The sequence below is a fragment of the Mycobacterium sp. URHD0025 genome (genome assembly GCF_000426065.1).
Lineage (GTDB): Bacteria > Actinomycetota > Actinomycetes > Mycobacteriales > Mycobacteriaceae > Mycobacterium.
Map to the genome: position 1 here is coordinate 64,285 of NZ_AUEQ01000007.1, position 21,780 is coordinate 86,064.

21 protein-coding genes are annotated in these 21,780 nt (G+C 64.9%); 7 read left to right on the plus strand and 14 right to left on the minus strand.

Annotation, left to right across the window (positions count from 1 at the left end):
* Nucleotides 1-137: 137 nt before the first annotated feature.
* The 7 genes from H977_RS32735 to H977_RS0107980 all read left to right on the plus strand — a co-directional run bounded on the left by H977_RS32735 (nt 138) and on the right by H977_RS0107980 (nt 8,453).
* Complete coding sequence (locus tag H977_RS32735; protein ID WP_036475449.1) at nt 138-1,754, plus strand: rhodanese-like domain-containing protein; 1,617 nt, start codon at nt 138-140, stop codon at nt 1,752-1,754.
* A gap of 115 nt (nt 1,755-1,869) precedes the next feature.
* Nucleotides 1,870-3,090: an acyl-CoA dehydrogenase family protein gene (locus tag H977_RS0107955; protein ID WP_036475451.1), complete on the plus strand. Its 1,221-nt coding sequence runs from the start codon at nt 1,870-1,872 to the stop codon at nt 3,088-3,090.
* Nucleotides 3,090-4,400: an NtaA/DmoA family FMN-dependent monooxygenase gene (locus tag H977_RS32740; RefSeq protein WP_051288741.1), complete on the plus strand. Its 1,311-nt coding sequence runs from the start codon at nt 3,090-3,092 to the stop codon at nt 4,398-4,400. The genes H977_RS0107955 and H977_RS32740 overlap by 1 nt, the downstream gene beginning before the upstream one ends.
* Before the next feature lie 97 nt (nt 4,401-4,497).
* Entirely contained in the window at nt 4,498-5,529 is a 1,032-nt protein-coding gene (locus H977_RS0107965; protein WP_029107356.1) for an aldo/keto reductase, read from the plus strand.
* A gap of 158 nt (nt 5,530-5,687) precedes the next feature.
* Entirely contained in the window at nt 5,688-6,764 is a 1,077-nt protein-coding gene (locus tag H977_RS32745) for an ABC transporter substrate-binding protein (protein WP_196808191.1), read from the plus strand.
* Nucleotides 6,761-7,591, plus strand: coding sequence for an ABC transporter ATP-binding protein (locus H977_RS0107975; protein ID WP_029107357.1), 831 nt, complete (start codon nt 6,761-6,763; stop codon nt 7,589-7,591). Before H977_RS32745 ends, H977_RS0107975 begins: the two co-directional genes overlap by 4 nt.
* A gap of 112 nt (nt 7,592-7,703) precedes the next feature.
* On the plus strand, nt 7,704-8,453 hold the full coding sequence (locus H977_RS0107980) for an ABC transporter permease (protein ID WP_029107358.1): 750 nt from the start codon (nt 7,704-7,706) through the stop codon (nt 8,451-8,453).
* Here the strand turns inward: H977_RS0107980 and H977_RS0107985 are convergent.
* From H977_RS0107985 to H977_RS0108050, 14 genes are all read right to left on the minus strand, one after another.
* Nucleotides 8,440-9,381 carry a 2-hydroxyacid dehydrogenase gene (locus H977_RS0107985; protein ID WP_036475453.1) on the minus strand — a complete coding sequence of 314 codons (942 nt, stop codon included), beginning with the start codon at nt 9,379-9,381 and terminating at the stop codon, nt 8,440-8,442. The two genes, H977_RS0107980 and H977_RS0107985, sit on opposite strands and share 14 nt — an antisense overlap.
* Entirely contained in the window at nt 9,378-9,893 is a 516-nt protein-coding gene (locus H977_RS0107990) for a nitroreductase family protein (protein WP_029107360.1), read from the minus strand. The genes H977_RS0107985 and H977_RS0107990 overlap by 4 nt, the downstream gene beginning before the upstream one ends.
* Before the next feature lie 19 nt (nt 9,894-9,912).
* Nucleotides 9,913-10,665, minus strand: a complete 753-nt coding sequence (locus tag H977_RS0107995) for a DUF1684 domain-containing protein (RefSeq protein WP_029107361.1) — start codon at nt 10,663-10,665, stop codon at nt 9,913-9,915.
* On the minus strand, nt 10,662-11,735 hold the full coding sequence (locus H977_RS0108000) for an LLM class flavin-dependent oxidoreductase (RefSeq protein WP_029107362.1): 1,074 nt from the start codon (nt 11,733-11,735) through the stop codon (nt 10,662-10,664). The genes H977_RS0107995 and H977_RS0108000 overlap by 4 nt, the downstream gene beginning before the upstream one ends.
* A 76-nt stretch (nt 11,736-11,811) precedes the next feature.
* Entirely contained in the window at nt 11,812-12,654 is an 843-nt protein-coding gene (locus H977_RS0108005; protein ID WP_051288742.1) for an ABC transporter permease, read from the minus strand.
* On the minus strand, nt 12,638-13,498 hold the full coding sequence (locus tag H977_RS0108010) for an ABC transporter ATP-binding protein (RefSeq protein ID WP_029107364.1): 861 nt from the start codon (nt 13,496-13,498) through the stop codon (nt 12,638-12,640). The genes H977_RS0108005 and H977_RS0108010 overlap by 17 nt, the downstream gene beginning before the upstream one ends.
* A gap of 22 nt (nt 13,499-13,520) precedes the next feature.
* Nucleotides 13,521-14,675: an ABC transporter substrate-binding protein gene (locus tag H977_RS0108015; RefSeq protein ID WP_231395907.1), complete on the minus strand. Its 1,155-nt coding sequence runs from the start codon at nt 14,673-14,675 to the stop codon at nt 13,521-13,523.
* Between the two features lie 128 nt (nt 14,676-14,803).
* Nucleotides 14,804-15,601 carry an SDR family NAD(P)-dependent oxidoreductase gene (locus tag H977_RS0108020; RefSeq protein WP_029107366.1) on the minus strand — a complete coding sequence of 266 codons (798 nt, stop codon included), beginning with the start codon at nt 15,599-15,601 and terminating at the stop codon, nt 14,804-14,806.
* A gap of 42 nt (nt 15,602-15,643) precedes the next feature.
* Nucleotides 15,644-16,888 (minus strand): acyl-CoA dehydrogenase family protein, encoded by a 1,245-nt coding sequence (locus tag H977_RS0108025; RefSeq protein ID WP_051288743.1) that lies wholly within the window; start codon nt 16,886-16,888, stop codon nt 15,644-15,646.
* Nucleotides 16,889-16,909: 21 nt separating this feature from the next.
* A complete protein-coding gene (locus H977_RS32750) occupies nt 16,910-17,818 on the minus strand; it encodes a MetQ/NlpA family ABC transporter substrate-binding protein (protein ID WP_051288744.1) in 909 nt (302 codons plus the stop codon).
* An 8-nt stretch (nt 17,819-17,826) separates the two neighbouring features.
* Nucleotides 17,827-19,377 carry a copper resistance CopC/CopD family protein gene (locus H977_RS0108035; RefSeq protein ID WP_029107368.1) on the minus strand — a complete coding sequence of 517 codons (1,551 nt, stop codon included), beginning with the start codon at nt 19,375-19,377 and terminating at the stop codon, nt 17,827-17,829.
* Between the two features lie 4 nt (nt 19,378-19,381).
* On the minus strand, nt 19,382-20,092 hold the full coding sequence (locus tag H977_RS0108040; RefSeq protein ID WP_029107369.1) for a YcnI family copper-binding membrane protein: 711 nt from the start codon (nt 20,090-20,092) through the stop codon (nt 19,382-19,384).
* 13 nt (nt 20,093-20,105) lie between these two features.
* A complete protein-coding gene (locus H977_RS0108045; RefSeq protein WP_196808192.1) occupies nt 20,106-20,975 on the minus strand; it encodes an ABC transporter permease in 870 nt (289 codons plus the stop codon).
* Nucleotides 20,962-21,780 (minus strand): ABC transporter ATP-binding protein, encoded by an 819-nt coding sequence (locus tag H977_RS0108050; protein WP_231395908.1) that lies wholly within the window; start codon nt 21,778-21,780, stop codon nt 20,962-20,964. The genes H977_RS0108045 and H977_RS0108050 overlap by 14 nt, the downstream gene beginning before the upstream one ends.

Sequence of the window (21,780 nt, forward strand, 5' to 3'; positions counted from 1 at the left end):
GTTGTGTCGCTTGGGTATCCCCGCAGGATGGAATCTTGGTGAGCGAAACCGATGACCTCGGACAGTTAAGCCAGAGCGCGGTGTTCCCGTAGCCGAAGTCGATTGTTCGCGGCTCGGGCCGAATCGATACTCGGCCGATGACGACAGTCGAGACCGCTACGCTCACCGCCGGGAATCTGCACGAATTGATCGGTGCAGGAAACGAATACGCGCTCGTGGATGTGCGTGAGGCGGGTGTCACCGCAGCGCAGGGTTCGATCCTGCTGGCCGTGTCGATACCGCTCAGTGTCCTGGAGTTGCGGGTGCGTACCCGGATTCCTCGGCTGTCCACCCCGGTCGTCGTCTACGACGGCGGGGATGACGATCAGCACCTGGCCGAGCGTGCGGCGGCTCGGCTGGGCGAGTTCGGCTATACCGACGTACGCATCCTCGACGGTGGCCTGCGGGGGTGGGCGGAGGCCGGGTACAAGGTGCAGTCCGGTGGTGACCATGTGATCGGGCAGGCCTTCGGCGAGTGGATTGAACACGTCTACGCCACACCGCACATCAGCGTGGCCGACTATCGCGAGCGCGTCGAGGCGGGGGAGGACATCGTCCTGCTCGACAGTCGTCCGATCGGTGAGTTCGAGAACCACAGTCTGCCGGGCGGTACCTCGATTCCCGGTGCCGAACTGGTCTACCGGGCCGCCGAGGTGGTCACGTCACCCGACACGCTGGTCGTGGTGAACTGCGCCGGACGGACCCGCAGCATCCTCGGTGCGCAGGTGCTGATCAACGCCGGACTGCCCAACCGGGTCGTGTCGCTGGAAGGCGGCACGCAGTCGTGGGTGCTCGAGGGACACGACCTCGACCACGGCAAATCCGTTGCGGCCCCGGTTCCGAGCGGCTCGGCATTCGACGCTGCGAAGAAGGCCGCCGCTCGGTTCGCCGAACGTTTCGCGATCACGCGTATCGACAAGGCGACGCTGGAGCAGTTCCGCGGCGAAGCCGATGCGCGGTCCCTCTATGTGCTCGACGTACGCACCCCGCAGGAGTACGAGGCCGGCCACCTCGCCGGGTCTCGATCGGCCCCCAGCTGGGACATCGCACCATGGACGTTCCGCCATGTGGGTACCCACAATGCCCGCATCGTGCTCGTCGACAACGACACCGTGCGTGCGACCGTCGCCGCCTCCTGGATTATCCAGATCGGCTGGGGCGAGGTGTTCGTCCTCGAGAACGCTCTCGAGGACGAACAACTCGAAACCGGGGCTACTCCAGCAGACTTCGACGTTCCACAGGCCGGCTACACGGTGATCGACGTCGATGAGTTGAACGCCCCGCCCGGCGACAAGGTGCTGCTCGATCTCGGGCCGAGCCCGGCCTACCGCACCGGACACATTCCCGGCGCCCGGTTCGCCATCCGATCCAGGCTGGCTGGCTCTGTCGCCGACCTACCCGGCGCCGGCCCCATCGTGTTGACGTCGGAGGACGATGTCCTGTCCCGCTTCGCCGCCGCTGAACTGGCCTCGGCCACGGATCGCCCGATCCAGGTGCTCGGCGGCGGCACGAAAGTCTGGGAAGAGGCCGGTTTCGTCTTGGAATCCGGTGTCGAGAGCTGGCTGCACGAAGCCGACGACGTCGTGGCTTCGGGTTGGCGCGAAACCGATCCGGAACTCCGCAAGGCCGGATTCCGCCGTTACCTGTCATGGGAACTCGGCCTGGTTGCCGAGCTTGAGCAGGACGACACCGTGCCGTTCCGGAGTTTCGACTAGATGTCACACGGGCTGATCGCAGACGTGCCTTCGCTGCCATAGTTAAGCCGGAGTTGAACGAATCACGTAGATCGGCAGTGTTGTTCACGCACGGCATTGCCCGCAGGCTCAGCGCATGACCATCGATACTCCAGCCCGGGTCGATTCTGCGCCGGTCACCTTCGGCTCACCAGAGTTGCGCCAACTCATCGAGCAGATCGGTGACGGCGTCGTCGACCGCGACGAGCGGGGTGAGCCGCCGTACGCCAAGTTCGACCTGATCCGTGAGGCACGGCTCGGGGCACTGCGCCTGCCGCTGGACGCCGGTGGCGGCGGCGCCACCCTGCGCGAACTGTTCGAGGTGATCATCGCTCTCGGTGCGGCCGATCCCAATGTCGCGCACAGCGTTCGCAATCATCTGGGTACGGTCGAGAACCTCATCCGCCGCCCCCGTCCGGAGGATGAGCGCTGGCTCGAGCGGATCCGCCACGGCGACCTGTTCGGGGTTTCGGCAACCGAATTGGGTACCGCCCAGGCCGGCAGCCCCGACTACCGGTACGCCACCACCATCACCGAGACACCCGACGGACTGCGACTTTCGGGCACGAAGTTCTACAGCACCGGCAACCAGTACGTCGACTGGCTGGTGGTCGCCACCGCCGACCAGCACGGCGACACCGTCCGGCTCATCATTCCCACCGACCGGCCCGGCGTCGTCATCGAGGATGATTGGGACGGCATCGGTCAGCGGTTCACCGGCAGCGGGACAACCCGTTTCGTCGACGTCGAGGTGACCGGCGACGACTTCTTCGCCCCCGGCGGGTTCGGGGGCGACCTGCCCTACAAGGGCACGTTCCCACAACTGCACCTCACGGCCGTCATCGCCGGGATTCTGCGCCGCATCGTGCGGGACGCGGCCGAGATCGTCCGTTCCAAGCAGCGGACGTTCTATCACGCGGCTTCCGACAGTCCGGTCGACGATCCGATCCTGCAGCAGAGTGTCGGCCTGCTCTCCAGTCAGGCATTCGCCGCCGAAGCGCTCGTGCTGTCGGCAGCGGAGGCGCTCGGCGCGGCCACCGATGCCCACGGCCGCCCCGATGAGGAAGAGGCACTGTCGCTGGAGGCGACCCTGCGCGCGGCCAAGGCGAAGGTGGTGGTCGACGAACTCGCGAACCGCGCCGCGTCGGAGCTGTTCGACGTCGGCGGCGGATCGACGGTACGCCGCAGCGCGCACCTCGACCGTCACTGGCGCAACATCCGGACGCTGGCGGCACACAACCCCAAGACCTACAAGGCGAAAGCCATTGGCGCTCACGAGATCACCGGTGAACCTCTACCGCGTGGCGGCTTCTTCTGATGGCGCCCCGACGAGAGTATCTGAACCTGGTCCTGTTCGACCGGCCGAGTGGCTGGACGGACAAACAGCAGGCTCATGGTTCGACCCCGGCTTCGGCGTTCTCGCGCATCGTCGAGTTCGCGCAGCAGGCCGAACGCGCGAAAATCGACGCGTTCTTCAAGGCGGACTTCCTGGGGTTCGACAAGGACAACATCATCAACGACCCGAGCCTGCTCGGTGAACCTATGGCGGTGTCAGCGGCCCTGGCGTCGGTCACCGAGCGGATCGGGTTGGTGGTCACGGCCTCCACGTCGTTCTTCGAGCCGTACAACGTCGCCAGACAGATCGCTACGCTGCACAATGTCAGCGGGGGACGGGCCGGCTGGAACGCCGTCACCTCGTTCAACGGCGAGGTGAACTTCGGGCCGAGGACGCTGCTTCCTCCGGCGGAACGCTACGCGCGGGCCGCCGAGTTCATCGAGGTGGTGATCAAGCTCTGGAACAGTTGGGCTCCGGATGCCTTGTCGTTCAACGACGGTCAAGCGCCCGCCGTGGATTCCGCGCTAATTCGCAACATCGGCCATGCCGGGACGTACTACTCGGTGGAACAGGCACTCGACGTATCCCGTCTGGTCGAGGACCTGCCGGTGGTGTTTCAGGCTGGTGCCTCGGAGGACGGGATCCGGTTCGCGGCCCGGTTCGGTGAGGCGGTTTTCGTGGCCACGCCGGACCTCGCGCACGCACGGTCCTACTACGACACCATCAAAGGGTTGGTGGCCTCCGCCGGCCGCCACCCTGATTCGTTGCGGGTGCTGCCCGGGATCCGGACCTACATCGCCGACACCGAGGAGGCGGCGCTCGACGAGTACCGGCAGGTGTTCGCCGAGCCGAACTTCTACACCGACCGGCTGAAGTTCCTCAAGCGCGAGGCCCCGTTTTTCGATTTCGACGGTCTGGATCTCGACGAAGTCATCCCAGCTGAACGGATTCCGTCGCAAGAGACACTCGCGGCCAGTCAACGCCGGGTCAGCCGCGGGCTGCTGTTGCGTGACCTGCTCACCGAGGTGGACAACGTCACGCTCCGGCAGTTTCTCCAACGTATCCGTGGTAGTGGACATTTGGATGTGATCGGCACTCCCGAACAGGTCGCTGACGTGTTCGCCGAATGGTTCACGGTGCGGGCCAGTGACGGGTTTACCCTGCACGGAGGCAACTCCTTCGACCGCCTCACCGATCAGGTGATCCCGCTGCTCCGGGACAAAGGCTTGGTCCGTCAGGAGTACGAGGCCGAGACGCTGCGGGGAAACCTCGGACTCGAGCCTTACGGCTGACAAGGAAGGTTCCGCAACCGAATCCTGTTGATGTGCTTGTGATCAGCGTGAACCGAAACGGTGACGCGCCGGCCCCGGGCTGGTTGCCTGGACGCACATGTCCTACGGAACTTTCGAAACCACATACGCCGCGGCCGAAGCGCGGTACGACAACATTGCATATCGGCGGCCAGGCAGGTCGGGTCTCGACCTGCCGGCCTTCTCCTTCGGGTTGTGGCAGAAATTCGGAACCGACTATCCGTTTGAGACTCAACGTGAAATCATCTTGCACGCTTTTGATCTCGGCATCACCCACTTCGACAATGCCGACCGCTACGGTCCGCCGCACCGCGCCGCACAGCAGAATTTCGGCAGGGTGCTCGCCAAGGATCTGGCGCGATATCGCGACGAGCTCATACTTTCCACGAAGGCCGGAAACGCCATCGGGCCGAGCCCGTACCTCAAAGGTGGGTCCCGCAAGTCCTTGTTGAACTCGCTCGACCACAGTCTGCGTGACCTCGGGACCGATTACGTCGACATTTTTTACAGTCACAGCCCTGACCTCGCGACACCGATCGAGGAAACCGTCGGCGCGCTGATTTCGGCCGTCGGTCAGGGCAAGGCTCTGTACGTTGGCCTCTCGAATTACCTGCCGGACCGGGCACACGAGGTTGCCGTGCTACTGGCCGACGCCGGTGTACCGCTGTTGATCCACCAGCCGCGGTATTCGATCTTCGATCGGCGTATCGAACAGAACGGCCTGCTGCAGTTGGCAGCTGACGATGGTTTCGGGTTGGTCGTGTATTCGCCGCTGGCACAGGGTTTGTTGACGAACAAGTACCTGGAGTCCATTCCCGACGGTGCACGTGCAGCCAATAGCACCTTCCTCAAACCCGATGTCATCACCGACACCTACCGGCAGCGCACGTCCGAACTGAACAAGATCGCTGAATCGCGCGGGCAATCGCTGGCGCAGCTCGCACTGCAGTGGGTGTTGCGGAACCCGACTGTGACCTCGGCGCTGGTGGGCGCGAGTTCGACGTGGCAACTGGATCACAATGTGAAGGCGCTCGATTTCCCGCCTTTCACCGACGAGGAGCTATCGCTGATCGACGAATACGGCGTGCATGGAACCGGGTTGAACCTCTGACAACTGCGGGTCGCGCCTACGGCGTCCTCCGTGCGCAGAGTGGGGCGTCGTATTTGATCACGGTGAACAGAAGCCGTGACGGTGCGCGTTCGGCTGGTTTGGATTGAAGCGGTGTGGTCCACCGCTGTGCGTGCGCTGCGAACCTACTGAGGAAGATTGTGAAAAAGACAGTGAGACAGTCGTTGACGACGCTGGCCGCCACCCTTCTGCTGCTGGGGACCGCTGCCTGTGGCGGTTCCGAAGACACCGCCGGCCCTCCCGGTGACATCTCCGACCCGAATAACCCCGTCTACTTCAAGTACGCCGACAATCCGAGCTTCGATCTCGTTTACCTCGCGGACAGGTTGGGTTACTTCGAGCACGCCGGTATCAAGCCGAAGTACGTGGGCGCGGTGGACGGTAATCAGTTGATCCCGCTGACCGATACCGGCGATTTGGACTTCTCCACGCGGATGGCCTCGCTCACGATCTCGGCGATCAACGGTGGTGCCGACCTGAAGATCATTGCGGCCTCGAACCGGACTCTGCCGGACGCGCCGCACATGAACTACTTCGTGCGCAAGGATTCCGGGATCAACCCCAGCACCCTGAACAAGCTCGAGGGCAAGACGATCGCGATGAACGGGTTCGGTGCCTGCGCGGAGTACGTCACCAAGCAGTATCTGACTTCCAAGGGTGTGGACGTCAATGCGATCAATTGGGTGCCGACACCGGATGCTCAGTCAGAGCAGGCGGTCGAGACCGGCGGCGCTGATCTTGCCATCATCCACGCCCCGTTCTCCGGTCACGCACTCAACAATCCCGACCTGACAAGCCTGTTCAGCGATTTCGATCTCGACGGCGGGGCGAGCGGCAGCCAGCCGTACACGGGCAACGGCAAGTTCATCGCGCGGTACCCGGCGCAGACGGAGGAGTTTGTCAAAATCCTCGGCAAGACCCAGAGTTGGGTCAACCGCAATCCCGACCAAGCTCGCCAGTTCATCGCTGAGCGCGTCGGACAGGACGTCAAGGACATCACCCGGTACTCCTACGTCAACAACGCCATCATTGACCGCAAGCAAATCCAGTACTGGATCGATACCCTCGAAAAGTTCGGTCAGATCCCCGACGGTGCGCTGACCGCTGACGATGTCGCCACCAACAAATACAACCCTTACGCCAAGAGTGACGAGCTGATCGACACCCAGGCGGAGAACCAGGTCGACCTGACCGATCTGGCCAAGGGCGAGAAATGACCCTGCCCGCCCGCGGGTCAACAGACACGATCGTGGCACACCGGGTGGCAAAGACCTTCCCGCCACGCAAAACCGGCCGGGCGAGGACCGGCGAACTCACCGTGTTGACAGAGTTCGAACTGGCCATCCCGGATGGCGAGTTCCTCGCGCTGCTCGGTCCGAGTGGTTGTGGGAAGTCAACGTTCCTCAACATCCTCGCCGGGCTGGAGACCGTCTCCGACGGCGAGGTGCTCGTGGGCGGTGAGCCTCTGAGGGGAGTGAACCGAGACATCGGTGTGGTGTTCCAGGGGTATGCGCTCTATCCCTGGCGTACGGTCCTGGCCAATGTCGAGACCGGCCTGGAAATTCGGGGGGTATCGAGGGCCGAACGACGACAGATCGCCACGGAGCTATTGGAGAAGGTCGGCCTGGGCGGGTTCCTGCAGAGCTATCCTCACCAGCTCTCTGGCGGCATGCGGCAGCGGGTGGCGATCGTCCGCGCACTGGCCTACGACCCCAGCGTTCTGGTGATGGACGAGCCGTTCGCCGCGCTCGACGCCAACACGCGTGAGCTGCTTCAGCTCGAGCTGCTGCGGATTTGGGGACTGAGCCAGGAGGACGGCGCCAAACGCAAAACGGTTCTGTTCGTCACGCATTCGGTCGACGAGGCGGTATTCCTGGCCGACCGGGTCGCGATCATGACCGCGCGGCCCGGCCGCGTCAAGGCGACCGTCGACATCGATCTGCCCCGACCGCGCACCGAGGAGATCCGCAACTCCGCGGAATTCGTCGAGATCCGGCGCACTGTGTCAGAGATCTTGCGCGAGGAGGTGCGTGGTGTCGCTTGATGCAGCCTCCTCCCCGGTGCGGGACGCCCCGCCGCACGTCGCACAACGGCAGGACGACGTCTCACACGCCACGTCACCACGGTCCCGGTTTCGTTGGGGCTCTGGTCTTTTAGTGGGCCCTGCCGTGGGATGGGCCGGGTTCATCCTGCTGTGGTACATCCTGATCTGGGCCGGTGTCGCCAAGGAGCACTATCTACCCCCTCCCCATGAGGTGGTGCAGGCCTTGGTCGAAGGACTCCTTCCCGGCGGTGACATCCGGCGGCATGTCCTGCCCAGTCTGCGTCGTTCACTAGTGGGTTTCGGTCTCGGCATCGTCATCGGCGTGACGCTCGGGATTGCCATCGGCTGGTTCAAACCGTTCGAGAAAATCATCGACTCGGTACTACAGTTCTTCCGGCAGCTCTCAGCGCTCGCACTGTTCCCGGTCTTCCTGCTGTTCTTCGGCCTCGGCGAACCGTCGAAGTACGCGATCGTGACCTGGGCGGCGCTCTGGCCGATCCTGTTGACCACGATCTCTGCAGTGAAAAGCGTGGAGAAGCTGCAGATCGACGCGGCCAAGAGCATGGGGGCCAGCAGCTGGTTCATCTTCACGAAAGTGGTTCTGCCTGCGTCGATCCCGCGCATCCTGCCAGGAATCCGAATCGGCGGAGCCTACGCGATCACCGTCCTGGTTGCCGCGGAGATGGTGGGAGCACCGGCCGGCCTGGGCATCTTCACCCTCACAATGCAACAGACCTTCCGAATTCCGCAGATGTACGCGGGCATTCTTCTACTCGGCATCTTGGGCCTCGCCGTGAACTATCTGCTGGTGCTGGTGGAACGACGTCTCACCGGCTGGCAGGACGGGATCACGAACGGCTGAGCCACCCGGCCACCAGATTCGGGGGGACGCCACCGTCGGCGTAGACGCTGATCTGCTGGAGCGCGATCGCCCACGCCCGTTCCCAAGCCCCGCTGGTGCTCCCGGCAACATGCGGGGTCAGCAGTAGGCCCGGTGCCGACCACAGGGGATGCTCCCGTGGTAACGGCTCGGGTTCGGTGACGTCGAGAGCCGCACGCAGGCGTCCGGCCGTCAACTCCGCAAGCAACGCGTCGGTGTCTACGGCACCGCCCCGGCCCGCATTGACCACCACCGCGCCATCGCGCAGCTTGGCCAGAAACACTGCATCGATGATGTGGTAGGTGGATTCGTCTGCCGGCAACATCGCGACGACCACGTCCGCAGCGCTGAGTAGCGGGTCGATGTCCGCCAGCGTGTGGACGCCCGGCCTGGCCCGCCGGCCCACGAGTGTCACCTCGGTCTCGAACGGTGTCAGGCGCGATGCAAGGTTGACCGCCAGGTCGCCGGCACCGAGCACGACCACCCGCTTGCCGATCAAGGTCTCAGTCGTCTTGGCCCGCCAGATCCCCTGGGATTGTGCTTCTTTGAAGAACGGCAGATCGCGGTAGATGGCCAGGAGCGCAGCCACCACCCATTCGGCGGACGAGCCGCCGTGCGCCCCACGCGCGTTGGACAACATGACGCCTCCGGGCAGGTACGGCAACCATTGTTCGTATCCCGCATTGAGGGTCTGGACCAGACGCAGGTCGGGCAACTCGACGAACCGGGCGCCGACCGCGGCGGCTGATTCGTAGCCGACGACGACCACGGGAACGTCCGCGTGCCCGGCCGGCCACGGCTGGCCGGGCACGTATCGGATTGCCTCGAGGTTGGTCGAGGTTTCCAACGCCTTGACGCCGAGATCATCGGGGACAAGGACTTTCACCACGGTGTCTGACGGGCCGGTCACCAGCGACCTCGATGCACGACCTCTTCGAAAGGACGACGATCGGGCCTGTCGATCGGCTTGAACGGGCGGTCCGCGGGGTATCCGACCCCGAGCAGGTAAGAGACCAGGTGATCGTCGGGAACTCCGAGGATTTCGCGTGCCTTGTCCTGATCACCCACCGACGAGTGCCCGGTGCCGATGCCGAGGTCGGTTGCGGCGATGGTCATTGCCAGCGTCGCCTGCCCGAGGTCGTATTGGTCGATGAGTTTGGTGCGTTCGTCAGGAGGCTGGGGAACGACCAACGCGATCGCCGCGGGCGCCGACGCGATGTGGCCGGCGCCGCGCCACACCGTCGAGAGTTCCTGGAGTCGGCCGCGATCGGTGACGATGACGAAGTCCCAATGCTGGCGATTTGATGCCGACGGTGCCCGCCAGCCCGCCTCGACGATCCGGTTCAGATCATGATCGGCGATCGGGTCTGGGAGGTAGTTCCGTACATTTCGGCGGGCGCGTATCGCATCCCACGTTTCCATTGCGTCCTCCGTAGTGCGATTATCGCGGATTCTTCTCGCCGGCCTCGATGGCGACAGCGAGCCTGTTCTCAGCGGGAGCCACCGGGCAGGTGGCGTAGTCGGTGAACGAGCACGGCAGATTCGAGGCGCGGTTGAAGTCGAGGGTCACAGTCCCGTCGGCGTCGGGTGCGGCGAGCGACAGGGATCTGGCGGCGGGGTAGGTGGTGACCCCGCTGGTGGCATCGGTGAACAGCACCTGCAACTCACCGGTGGGGCGACCGAACGCAACCAGCTGCCGGGCGGCGCCGCCGAGTTCGAAGTCGATGGTGCCGACGGCGTCGTGATGGTGCTCGAGTCCCTCCACCACGGCACCCGTCGTGACCTTCTGCGGTTGCCCGTACGGCGTGAACGTGCCCGTGACCCGCCAGCGCTCATCGGCCGGATAGGTGGGAATTCCCTTGTACGCCCCCAGATGCGGCGACTTGGGGTCATGCACCCGCAGGGCGACGGACCCGGTACGGCGGATCACTTCGATACGGCGATCACCGTCCTCGACGAGAAGTCCCGGTGCACCCTCGACGGGTTCCAGCCGTTCGGTCCCGTCGATGCCCTCGACGTATACCGCATCGGCGTCCGCGCGCCAGCGCCCGGGCAGGTCGGCGACGGTCTCGAATTCGTCTGACAGCCAGTACAACCCGGTCAGGCTCACCCAGCCCAACGGGTCTCCGTAGTAGCGTTCACGCTCCTGGTGCCATTCCTTCCAGGAAGTCTCGAATGTCGTTGCTGTGGTCATGATCCAGCTACTCCTTCCATCAGACGTTGTGCGGCCAGTGGGCGGCTCGGAAACGCCTCGCGCAAGACCGGGGCGACGTCGGACTGGAACAGCTCCAGGCTGCGACGCTTCTGCGCCGGCGTCACACCGTCGGTGTCGGCACTCAGGTGGATCACTTCGTGACCGAGCTGCTGGTGGTAGCGCCCCACCTTGTCGATCACCTGCTGGGGGCTGCCGACCAGTGCCGAGCTGCGGGCGACGAAATCCTCGATCGACTCGAACACCACCGGAAGCCCGACCCGCCGCGCGAAGGCGAGCCGGGATTCGAACGTCGGTCGGTATTCCTCGATGGCCTGCTGCGACGTCGGGGCAATGTGGAAGCCAGCGGTCCCGGCGCCCACCAAGGCGTCTTCGGGGCGGCGTCCGTAGAACTCCCACTGCCGGCGGTAGTACCGCACGAGTTCCGCATAGGGCTCCACCGGATACGTCACATTGGCGGAAAAGATCGGATCACCGTGCCGTGCGGCAAGATCCACGGAATCTGTGCTCGTCGCGCTGCCGTGCCAGATGCGGATCTTCTGCTGCAGCGGCCGGGGGAGCGCCTTGGCGTCGACGAGGGACGGGCGGAACCGGCCGGACCACGTCACGTGCTCGTTGTCCCACAGCGCGCGGAACAATTCGTAGCCTTCGCGGTTGCGGTCCCACTGATCGGCGGTGGTCACGTGGAACAACTCGGCTTGGGCAGCACCGTTCCCCTTTCCGATGATCAGTTCCAGGCGTCCGCCCGACAGATTGTCCAGCGTCGAATAGTCCTCGAATGCCCGTACCGGGTCGAGCAGGCTCAACGTCGTCACCGCGGTGAACAACCCGATCTGCGAAGTGCGGGCCGCGATGTTGCTCAGCACCACCGGCGGCGAGGACGAGATGAACGGGTCCTCGTGACGCTCACCGACGGCGAAGCCGTCGAAACCCAGCTCCTCGGCGAGCACCGCGGCGTCCACGACGTCGCGCAGCCTCTCCGCGGGACTCTTCTTCTCACCCGTGACGGGGTCGGGATGGTGCGCGATCAGCGTGAGCAGCAGGAACTTCATGGTCGACGGCACTCCGCCCCGGCGAATCGGACCAGCATGTGCGGTTCAACGCGTGTCGTCCGCGTCTTAGTCCTCATCACTTGTTGGTCAGGCCACGCTGCCAGCCGGTGAGCCGCCACTCGATGCCGGTCATCACCGCGTTGACCAGCACACCGATCAAGCCGAGAGCGAGGATGCCGGCATACATCTGCGGCGTCTGGTACCGCAACGCAGCATTGTTGATGTAGATGCCGATGCCCTGCGCGCCGCCGACGAGTTCGGCGGCCACCAGCGCGGTGAACGCGTTGGCCGAGGCCAGCCGGATTCCGGGGAAGACCGCCGGGATCGCCGCAGGCAGGACCACGTGGACGAACGTGTACCAGCGCCCAGCTCCGAGCGCGCGCGCCGAGTTCAACAGCTGCCGCTCCACCCCACCGACCGCTCCGACAGAGTTGACGAATATGGGCCAGAAGCAGGCCCAGACGACGATCGCGATCTTGGACGCCTCGCCGATCCCCAGGAAGACCACGAACACCGGCAATAGCGCCAGCAGCGAGAGGTTTCTGAAGAACAGCAGGACCGGCTCGGCGAGCGTCTGAAGTATCCGAACGGATCCGACCACGATGCCGAGGGTGACACCCACCGTGAGCGCGATGACGAATCCGATCAGCGCCCGCTGCACGCTGGGCCAGATCTCCGAGCGCAGAGTCCCGTCGACGAGCCCGTCGACGAACGCCTCGGCCGTGTCCTGAGGTGTCGCGAGGTACATGTCGCTGACATAGCCCGACGCGACGACCAGCCACCAGACGAACAGGAATCCCGCCAGTCCGATCGCACCGCCGATGAACCTGCCGTACTTGGCGAGCCAGGGATTGGGCGTCGCGATGTCCTCGTCGAAGTCGTTGCCCGCTTTCGCGGGTTCGTCAAACGTGGTTGCCAATTCGCACCTCCTCTTCGAGGATTCGTGCCACCCGCGCCCGGATGTGGGCGAAGTCTTCGGAATTCCTCGCGGCGCTGTCCCGTGGGCGCGGGAGGTCGACATCGAACAGCGTTTTGACCTTGCCGGGGGCCTGGGTCATGACCGCGATGCGGTCGGACAGGAAGATGGCCTCGTCGATCGAGTGGGTGACGAACAGGATCGTCTTCTTCGTCTCGCCCACCTCCCAGATCCGCAGCAACTCGCCCTGCAGAAACTCACGGGTCTGGGCGTCCAGAGCGGCGAAAGGTTCGTCGAACACCAGGATCTCGGGCTCGTAGGCCAGGACACGTGCGATCGCGACGCGTTGACGCATGCCGCCGGACAACTGATGGGGGAGCCGATGTGCGGCCGCCTCCAGCCCCACGGTGCGCAGCACCGTGGCGGCGCGCTCACGGCGCTCGGCCTTGGGCACCCCGCGGATCTTGAGCCCGGCTTCCACGTTCTTCTGCGCCGTCAACCACGGGAACAACGCATACGCCTGAAAGACGACGCCGACGGTCTTGTTCACACCGTCGACGCGCTTGCCGTCGATCAGGACCGAACCCTTGTTGTACGTGTCCAGTCCCGCCAGGATGTTGAGGAAGGTGGATTTGCCGCAACCGCTGGGCCCCAGTAGCGAGACGAACTCGCCGGCCTTGATCTGGAGGTCGAACCCGTCGAGGACGGTGGCGACTTCCGCGGCCGATGCCGACCGCGCTCTGGGATAGCGCTTGGTGATTCGTTTGGCGTCGATCTTCCAAACAGTGCCGCCTGCCTCGGCAGCGCTGGGCCCAGGATGGGCTTTGGTGAGAACGTGCTGGGTCATGTCAGAACCCTCCTCGGGCCGATCACTTCTGGTCTTCGAGGCCGGAGATGTCGACAAGATGCGTCTTGAAGATGCCGGCGTTCTGTTCCTGTTCGAGGATGGTGGTGTTCTGATCCTGGGAGTTCAGCAGCTCGGCGGACTTGGCATACGGGTTGAAGGCGTTGGTGGCGATGTCTTCTGGCTTCAGCTTTTCCGAGCCGGGCAGTGGTTCGCCCACTTCGTTCACCAGATCCCACCACAGCTGCAGACTGGCCTTGTCGAGCAGCGCGTTGGGGGCGTAGTGCCAGTTGGTGGTCTGCTCCACCGGGTAACCGGTTGTCTTGCCTGCGATTTCGGCCGACTCCTTCGGATGGGCGTTGGCCCAGTTGGCCGTCTTCGCGATGATGCCGACGAGTTCACGCGCGGCGTCCGGGTGTTTCTGCAGCCAGGCGTTGCTCGCGATATACGGCGCCTGGCCTCCCAGCGGACCCCAGTCGTCATAAGAGGTGAACGCCTGGGTGAACTTGTCCTTCTGGCTGAGAAGCACCCCGACCAGTGGCGGATGGAAGACGCCGAGATCGACCTCGCCCCGTTCGATCGCCGGAGCGATCAGTTCCGGTTTGAGCTCAAGAAACGTCACATTGTCGAGGTCCACACCGTTCTTGAGCAGATAGCGTTTGATCACCAGATCGGTGCAGCTGTTGTGGTTGGAAATGCCGATCGTCTTGCCCTCCAGGGCTTTGAGATTGTACTTGGTGATTGCCGACCCGGCCTTGGTGAAATACGCCATGTGTGGCTCGTTCGGCAGGTCGAGCATGCTGGAAGCAATCGCCGTGAATTTGAAACCCTTTACTTTCCCGTCGATATCGCTGTTGAACATGCCGGTCGCGACATCGATGGCGTTCTGATCGAGTAATTGCACGGCCGGCACAGCCGTGGCAGGGCCGACGTACTCCGGGCGGACGCCGGCGTTCTCGAAATAGCCCAATTCGTCGGCGATACGGACAAGCGACAGCTCGGTGGTCGATTTTGCGAAGCGGAATCGGACCGCCCCGTTGTCATCGGTGCCGGCGCACCCGGCCAGGAGCGCCGGGGTGACCAGGGCTGCCACCCCCAGCGCGATGGACGATTTCCTGAATAGGCGCATACGGGTAAAAGTCATATTCTTTTGCGCCTTTCGGTGTGTTTGTGCGCTCACGTCACCCTCATTTCGCGGTGGTCTGAGTGGGAGCCCAGCCAATTCAATTGCGACGCTAAGCTTCCCGGCAATTACCAGCTACGGATTAATTCAGCGTGAGCACAGCTTGGCCCTCATCGCGGGAATGCTCAGTAATTCACGGTGCCGAGCAGCCCACCGCCGGCAGCGACGGCATCACCGGTGATGCTCACGCTGCGCGGCGAGGCCAGGAAGGCGATGACGTCGGCCACCTCGGTCGCGTCGACCACACGTCCGATCGCGTTGTTGGCGATCTGCTTCTCGTAGGCCGCCACCTCGATTCCGGCGGCTTTGGCGGCGGCCTCGTACTGCGGGGTCTTGGTCTCGGTCCGGGTCTGGCCCGGATGCACCACGGTGACGTTGATCCCGTGCGGCCCAAGCTCATCGGCAAGGTTCTTGGTCAGCGCTGCCACGCTGACATTGCGGATGCTGCGCACGATCGAGTGGGTCTGCCGGTAGCCGAGACCGCTGACGTTGATGATCCGGCCCCAGCCCTGGGCCACCAGATGTGGGGCCACCGCGCGTGCGGTCCGCAGATAACCGACCACCTTGATGTTGACGTCGGCCCAGAACGCTTCGTCGCTGGTGCCCGCGAGATCGGGAAAGACCGCGCCGACAGCCTGATTGGACGCATTGTTGATGAGGATGTCGACACCGCCGAGTTCCTCGACGGCATGCGCCACCAGCGCCTTGACCGACTCGTCGTCGCCGGTGTCGGTGACGACGGGAATGGCCCGGCGTCCGCTGCGCTCGGCCACCTCGGCGGCGGCCTTTTCCAGCGTCGCCTTGGTTCGCGCGGCCAGGACCACGTCGACGCCCTCGGCGGCCAGCGCGTGCGCCACGGCCAGACCGATTCCCTTGCTGCCGCCGGTGATGATGGCCCGTTTGCCGGTCAGTTGTAGATCCATGTCATCTCTCTTTCGTGTTCTCTGGGTCGAAGCCGCGCCGCCTCAGAAGAAGGCGCCGTTCGGAAGTGCCGCACCGGTGATCTCATGTGCACCGATTGCCCTGGCTTTGTAGTGCTTCGGGTTGTGTGCGGCCAGGGTGCGGATGTTGCGCCAGTGCCGGTCCAGGTGAGAGCTGCGCCGCGCGGCGGTGCCGCCGCCCACGTCGAACAGGTCACCGGCTGCGCGCAAGGCGAGTTCGTCGATGACGACTTTCGCCTTCGCGGCGCGCAATGCGGCGCGCAGCGACAGGTCGGGCTCGGCGGCGGTGCCGTGTGCGGCGTAGGCATCCGACAGCGCTTCGGCGGCCGACAGGACCAATGCCTCGGCGGCGAAGGCCTGACTGGACAACAGGCCGACGGTCTGCTGCAGAATCGGATCCTCGGCCGGAACGTCCGATGCGGCGTGGTAGAAGGTGCGCTGCTTGGTGCGCACCAGGTTGGCCGCATCACGCGTCACGCGGCGCAGGATGCCGGCGATCACGGCGGTGAGGTACAGCTGCGGGAAGGTCGCCGAGTATGGCAGTTCGCCGTACAGCGTGCCCCGGCGCAGGAACTCCTCGCGCTGGACTGCCACGTTCTGATAGCTGGTGGTCCCGCTTCCCGTGAAGCGCTGGCCGATGCCGTCCCAGTCGCGGTCCACGGACACGCCGTCACGATCGGCGGGGACCACCACCCGTACCGTCTCGCCGTCGGGGCCTGTCGCACTGACGACGAGGAAGTCGGCGTACAGGTTTCCGGTGCTGTAGAACTTGGTGCCGCTGAGCCGTAAGCCGTCGGGCCCATCGGTGATCGCGGTCTCGAAGTCGCGGTTGCGCCGGCCCGCCTGCTTCCGGCTCAGCTCGGTGGTCGAGGTTCCGAACAGCTTGCCTGCCTTCACCTCGTCGAGCCAGCGGGCGTCCACCCCGGGCTGCCGAAGCAGGCTTTCGGTGAAGTTGAAATGATTGCGGACGCTGTGGGCGACGTTGGGATCCACCTCGCCGAGCGCGATGACGGTTTCGAACAGCTGGGGGAGAGTGGCCCCACCGCCTCCGTCGGAGACCGGCAGTCGCAGTGCCCCGAGCCGCGCGGCTCGGATCACCTCGAACTCCTCGAACGGGTGCCGGTCTTGCTGATCACGATCGACGACACCGGCGTCGATGTACGTCAACAGCTCGCCGAGCTGTGGTGATCCGAAACGCACGGGAGCATCGAAAGGTGGTACCTGGATGGATGTTTGGGCGGAATCTGTCGCGGTTTCGGTGATCGTCATAGTTGATCCTTTCGTGCGGGTTCAGGGCTGGAACGGCAGTTGCGCCGAAATGAACGTGCCGTGATATGTGGTCTGCAGGTACTGGGCCACCTCCTTGCTTTCCAGGGCATGCGCGAGCGCTGAAACGCGGGGATCACCCGCCAGCCGAGACGGGGCGACCAGGACGCGTGCGTAGGGATTGCCGGGCCCCGGCTCGATGGCCAGCGCATCCTTGGCCGGGACCAGTCCGATCGATGTCGCGGTGGTCGGGTCGAGGACCACGGCGTCGTAGTTGTGATAGACATCCTCGGCGTACTCGCTGAAGTCGAGGCCGCGGATGGCCAGATGGCGTTGTGATTCTGTGACATTGGCTTCCGACACCGACAGATCGGCGATGGTAAGGCCGCCGAACGGGCGGTCCAGCTTCACCAAATCCACGGACTGCAGCAGATAGAGGCTGCGCGCGAATCCCGCTTTGCTCGCAGGCACGGCAACCTCGGCACCGTGGGGCAGGCTCGTGCCGGTGACCTTGTCGGCCACCAGGTTCGAATTCACCCAGTCGTCAGTGGGCGCCAGGTCCTTCCACTTCGACGAGTAGAGGGCGTACGGCGCGACGTCCACCTTGGAGACGATGCTGAGGGTGTCGAGCTTGTTGGCCTGCTGGTTGCCGAGAAACGCCGGCTGGGTCTGATAGAACGCCAGATCGGCTTTGCCTTCTGTCACTTGAGTGTTGGCATTGTCGGCAGCGTCGACGAGTTCCAGTTTGACCTCGCCGGCCAACTTGGACTTCGAGACGAATTCCAGTACGTCGCGATAGCCCTCGTCGCCGGCCTGGACACGCAGCGCATCGCCTGATGCGTTCTCGGAGTAGCTGACGGGCACGTGGTCCGAGCAACCGGCCAACGCCGCCGCCAGCACCGCAACGGCGAAGAGCCTGCGTGACAACCTCATTGAATCTCCTACAGCACCTGGTAGTAGAACGACGCCAGCTTCGGGCCGGTCCCGTCGTCGAAGCGGACCGTCACCTTCCATCGCCCGGGCGACGGGACGATGAGGCCGTCGCTGCGCCAGGTCACCGTGCCGTCGGCGGATCTGGTGGCAGCGACCTCCACCGGAAGCCGAGCGACATTGGCTTGTGCCGACGACAATTCGATGTCGAGTTCGGGTGCAGTGTTTCCACTGCGCGGATAGGACACCGTGACGACCTGCGAGCCCCGGCGGACGGTGTCGATCGCGACCTCAAGGACCTCCGACCGGCCGAAGTCGAGTCGGGTGGCGACATCGGTGGTGTAGCTGTCGCGGGCCGGGGTCAGCGACGACAATGTCGATGTCGCGCCGATGATCAGCAGTGCCAAGCTGGTCTCGACCAGCAGGATGCGGGTCCGGCCAGGACTCTGGGTGCGGTACAACAGGTATCCGGCCACGAGTGCGGCCAGCACCAGACCGACCTTCACGACGAGCGTCACGCCGTAGGTGGTGGTGACCAGCGCTGCCAACGGGCTCACCTGGAGAAGGGCCAGACCGATGCCGGCGATCACCAGCAGCGCCACATGGCCCACCGCCACCCGGTGCCAGCGACGCAGCTGGGCAGCGGCCGGCGGGATGAACGTGAGGATGCCCAGTCCGCCCAACCAGACCGCCACCGCGTATACGTGGACCGCTGTCAGCGCAAACGGCAACGGCCACAGGTTGGTTGAGCCGCCATGCCCGCCCAGGGTGACGGCGGTGATCATCGCCGCCGCGTGGAGAAAGCCCACGGGTGTCCGGCCCCACGGAGGCCGGGCGAGGGTGACGAGGCTGAGCGCGGCAGCGACCAGCAGGGCCGCGCCGAACGGGGTGCCGAGCACCGTCGTGATGGTCGACGGTGAGATGCCGGAGAATTCGCCGGCTTGTTCGGCGGCCAGCACGATGAAGCGCCCGAGCAGGCCAAGAGTCAGTATCCCGGCGCCCCACCGGTAGAGGCAGCGGAAGCGTCGCGTGCCCGGTGTGTCCGGCCAGGCCCAGCGAGCAGCCAGGAACAGTCCGGCCGACCCGACGGTGCCGAGGTACACCAGAAACTTGATGGGCAGCAGCACCGTGCGGTCGATTGCGGACTGCCCACCTGCCTCGGACCAGTGCCCCTGCTCGGTCACCGCTCCGACGGTGAACCGGATGGACAGTGACACGACATGGGTATCGGCCGACACCACCCGCGCGGTGGCGAGATAAGCACCGTCAGGCAGTTTTTCGGCCAACTGGACCACGATGCGTTGCCGTCCGTTTTCCAGAAGCGGTGCGGCCAGGGGATGACGCTTCCCGTCGACGTCGATGAGCTGGGTGGAACCCTCGACGAGAGTGACCGGTTCGCTGAGATCGAAGGACAGCACCGGTGGTGAAGCGTCCAGCCGGGCGCCGTCGCGAGGCGTACTCGCGATGACGGTGGCGTGCGCGAACGCCGGTGCTGCCGTGGAGATCAGGCCCGCGGTGACGGCGCCCATCACCAGTGCCCACAGCGCGACACAGCGCCACACGTCCTTATGACCTGCGCCGCAGCACCACCGCAAGTGCGGCCGCGGTGCCGAGCGCCACCAGCAGGCTGACCAGCGACGTGGCGCGCCACCACCACGATTCTCCGACGGCAGGCGCGGCGGCAACCAGCGTGGTGTCGACCGGCGCCGGCCCGCCCTGCGCACCGTGTCCGTCGTGACCGTGCGTGTGGTCGGGGGCGGACAGGGCCACGGCCGGGGCGGGATGTTCCGGTTCGGTGTCCTTGTCGATCGCGATCTCGTTCCAGGACACCACCGAACCGTCGCTGTACGTCTGATCTGACGGCAGCGAGACCGAGTCGACGTTCTCCGGCCACGGCCCGGCCGAGAAGGTGAACTCCCCGAACTCGGACGGTTTCACGCCGCCGGCCTTGTCCACCGCTCGCCAGGTGATCCGGGCTACGCGAGCGCTGTCGCCGGCGCCTTCGGTCTCGACGGAGGCGGTCCAGCCCGGAATCGGCAGCGTGCGAGCCGAGGTCAGATCGACGTCATCGGGCAGCGTGACAGTCAGAGCGACGGTGGAGGCCTGTTGCGATTCGGTCGGCACGATCAGGCTGACGATCCCGTACCCACCCTTCGGCGGCTGATGTCCCTCGTCGGCCCGGACATGGGCTGCGGCGGGAGCGGCTGTGAGCACCGCGCTCACCGTCACGGCACCGCAGAGGGCGAGTAGGCGGCGGGGGAGGTGTGTTCTCGACATGGGAGGGTCCTGTCTACTTGCTGGTGATCCCGAGTTGCCAGGCAGTGAGCCGTTTTTCGGCTCCGGCCAGCAAGAGGTTGAGTGTCACACCGATGATTCCGAGCACCACGATCCCGGCGTACATCGCGGGTATCTGGTAACTCTCCTGGCTGGAACGGATATAGATGCCGATGCCCTCGGTGGCGCCGAGATACTCCGCCGCGACCAGTGCGGTGAACGCATAGGACGCGGCCAGGCGGATGCCGGGGAAGATGTTGGGGATCGACGCCGGGAGTACCACCCTGGTGAAGACATAGGCCCGATCGGCGCCGAGCGTGCGCGCGGCGTTGATCAGGATCTTCTCGACACCCTTGACCGCATTCACCGTGCTGATGAACACCGGCCAGAAGGCCGCCCAGGTGACGATGGCGACTTTCGATTGCTCGCCGATTCCGAAGAACAGCAGGAAGACCGGAAACAGCGCCAGGATCGACAGGCTGCGGAAGAACAGCAGCACGGGATCGAAAGCCTTCTCCAGCACGCGGATCGAACCGACCAGGATGCCGAGAACCACGCCGAGGCTTACCCCGACGAGGAAACCGGAGAGACCGCGGCGCAGACTCGGCCACACCTGTGCTCGCAGGTCTCCGTCCGCGGAGAGTCCTTCGACCAACTTCGCGACGACGGTTTGTGGCGGTGTGAGGAACTTCGGGTCCAGTATTCCGGTGGCCGTGGCGACCCACCACACCGCAAGCAGCAACACCACGCCCAGCAACCCGTAGAGGTATTTGTCGTACGTGCGTAGCCGGGCGCGTCGCAGCGAGCGGGTGTGCCTCGGGCGCGTACCCGCACCCGTAGCCGAGGCTTCGGGTGCCGATGCGGTGCGGGGCTCAGTTGTTACCAACTTCGACCTCCTCCTTGAGGATCTGGGCGACCTGCCCGCGGATCCGGCCGAACTCGGCACTGGCGCGCGCATCGTCGTCACGCGGTCGCGGCAGGTCCACCTCGATCAGCGCCTTGACCGCACCGGGGCGCTTCGTCATCACCGCGATGCGGTCCGACAGGAAGATGGCCTCGTCGATCGAATGGGTCACGAACACAATGGTTTTCCTGCTCGATCCGGATTCCCAGATTCGCAACAGCTCGTTCTGCAGGAACTCCCGGGTCTGGGCGTCCAGCGCGGCGAACGGTTCGTCGAGCACCAGCACGTCCGGGTCGTAGGCGAGGGAGCGGGCGATCGCCACCCGCTGCCGCATCCCGCCGGACAGCCGGTGTGGCAGCTGGTGAGCAAAGTTGTCCAGCCCAACCGTTTTCAGAATCCGCTCGGAGATCGAGCGGCGTTCATCGGCCGGCACCGACCGCACCTTGAGACCGACTTCGACGTTTTTCTGCACCGACAGCCAGGGGAACAGCGCGTAGCTCTGGAAGACGACGCCGACGTTCTTGCTCACCCCGCGAACCGGGGTGCCATCCAGCAGTAACTCGCCGTCGTCATAGCTTTCCAGCCCGGCGAGGATGTTGAGGAATGTCGACTTGCCGCAGCCGCTGGGGCCGAGCAGGGCAAGGAATTCCCCGTCGCGAACATCGAGGTCGAACCCTTCCAGCACCTCGGTGACCCCACTGGCGAGGCCCCTGCCCACGTCCGGGAACTCCTTGCGCAGGCCCGCCGAACGGATCTTCACGGTGTCCGCCTGCCCGTTGTCCGACAC

Excerpts from the sequence above, each read along its gene's own strand:
- H977_RS0107975 (WP_029107357.1), top strand. The coding sequence starts at position 6,761 with ATGACCCTGCCCGCCCGCGGGTCAACAGACACGATCGTGGCACACCGG.
- H977_RS0107965 (WP_029107356.1), top strand. The coding sequence starts at position 4,498 with ATGTCCTACGGAACTTTCGAAACCACATACGCCGCGGCCGAAGCGCGG.
- H977_RS0107995 (WP_029107361.1), bottom strand. The coding sequence starts at position 10,665 with ATGACCACAGCAACGACATTCGAGACTTCCTGGAAGGAATGGCACCAG.
- H977_RS32750 (WP_051288744.1), bottom strand. The coding sequence starts at position 17,818 with ATGAGGTTGTCACGCAGGCTCTTCGCCGTTGCGGTGCTGGCGGCGGCG.
- H977_RS0108040 (WP_029107369.1), bottom strand. The coding sequence starts at position 20,092 with ATGTCGAGAACACACCTCCCCCGCCGCCTACTCGCCCTCTGCGGTGCC.
- H977_RS0108010 (WP_029107364.1), bottom strand. The coding sequence starts at position 13,498 with ATGACCCAGCACGTTCTCACCAAAGCCCATCCTGGGCCCAGCGCTGCC.
- H977_RS32735 (WP_036475449.1), top strand. The coding sequence starts at position 138 with ATGACGACAGTCGAGACCGCTACGCTCACCGCCGGGAATCTGCACGAA.
- H977_RS0107955 (WP_036475451.1), top strand. The coding sequence starts at position 1,870 with ATGACCATCGATACTCCAGCCCGGGTCGATTCTGCGCCGGTCACCTTC.
- H977_RS32740 (WP_051288741.1), top strand. The coding sequence starts at position 3,090 with ATGGCGCCCCGACGAGAGTATCTGAACCTGGTCCTGTTCGACCGGCCG.
- H977_RS0108000 (WP_029107362.1), bottom strand. The coding sequence starts at position 11,735 with ATGAAGTTCCTGCTGCTCACGCTGATCGCGCACCATCCCGACCCCGTC.
- H977_RS0108025 (WP_051288743.1), bottom strand. The coding sequence starts at position 16,888 with ATGACGATCACCGAAACCGCGACAGATTCCGCCCAAACATCCATCCAG.
- H977_RS0107990 (WP_029107360.1), bottom strand. The coding sequence starts at position 9,893 with ATGGAAACGTGGGATGCGATACGCGCCCGCCGAAATGTACGGAACTAC.
- H977_RS0108020 (WP_029107366.1), bottom strand. The coding sequence starts at position 15,601 with ATGGATCTACAACTGACCGGCAAACGGGCCATCATCACCGGCGGCAGC.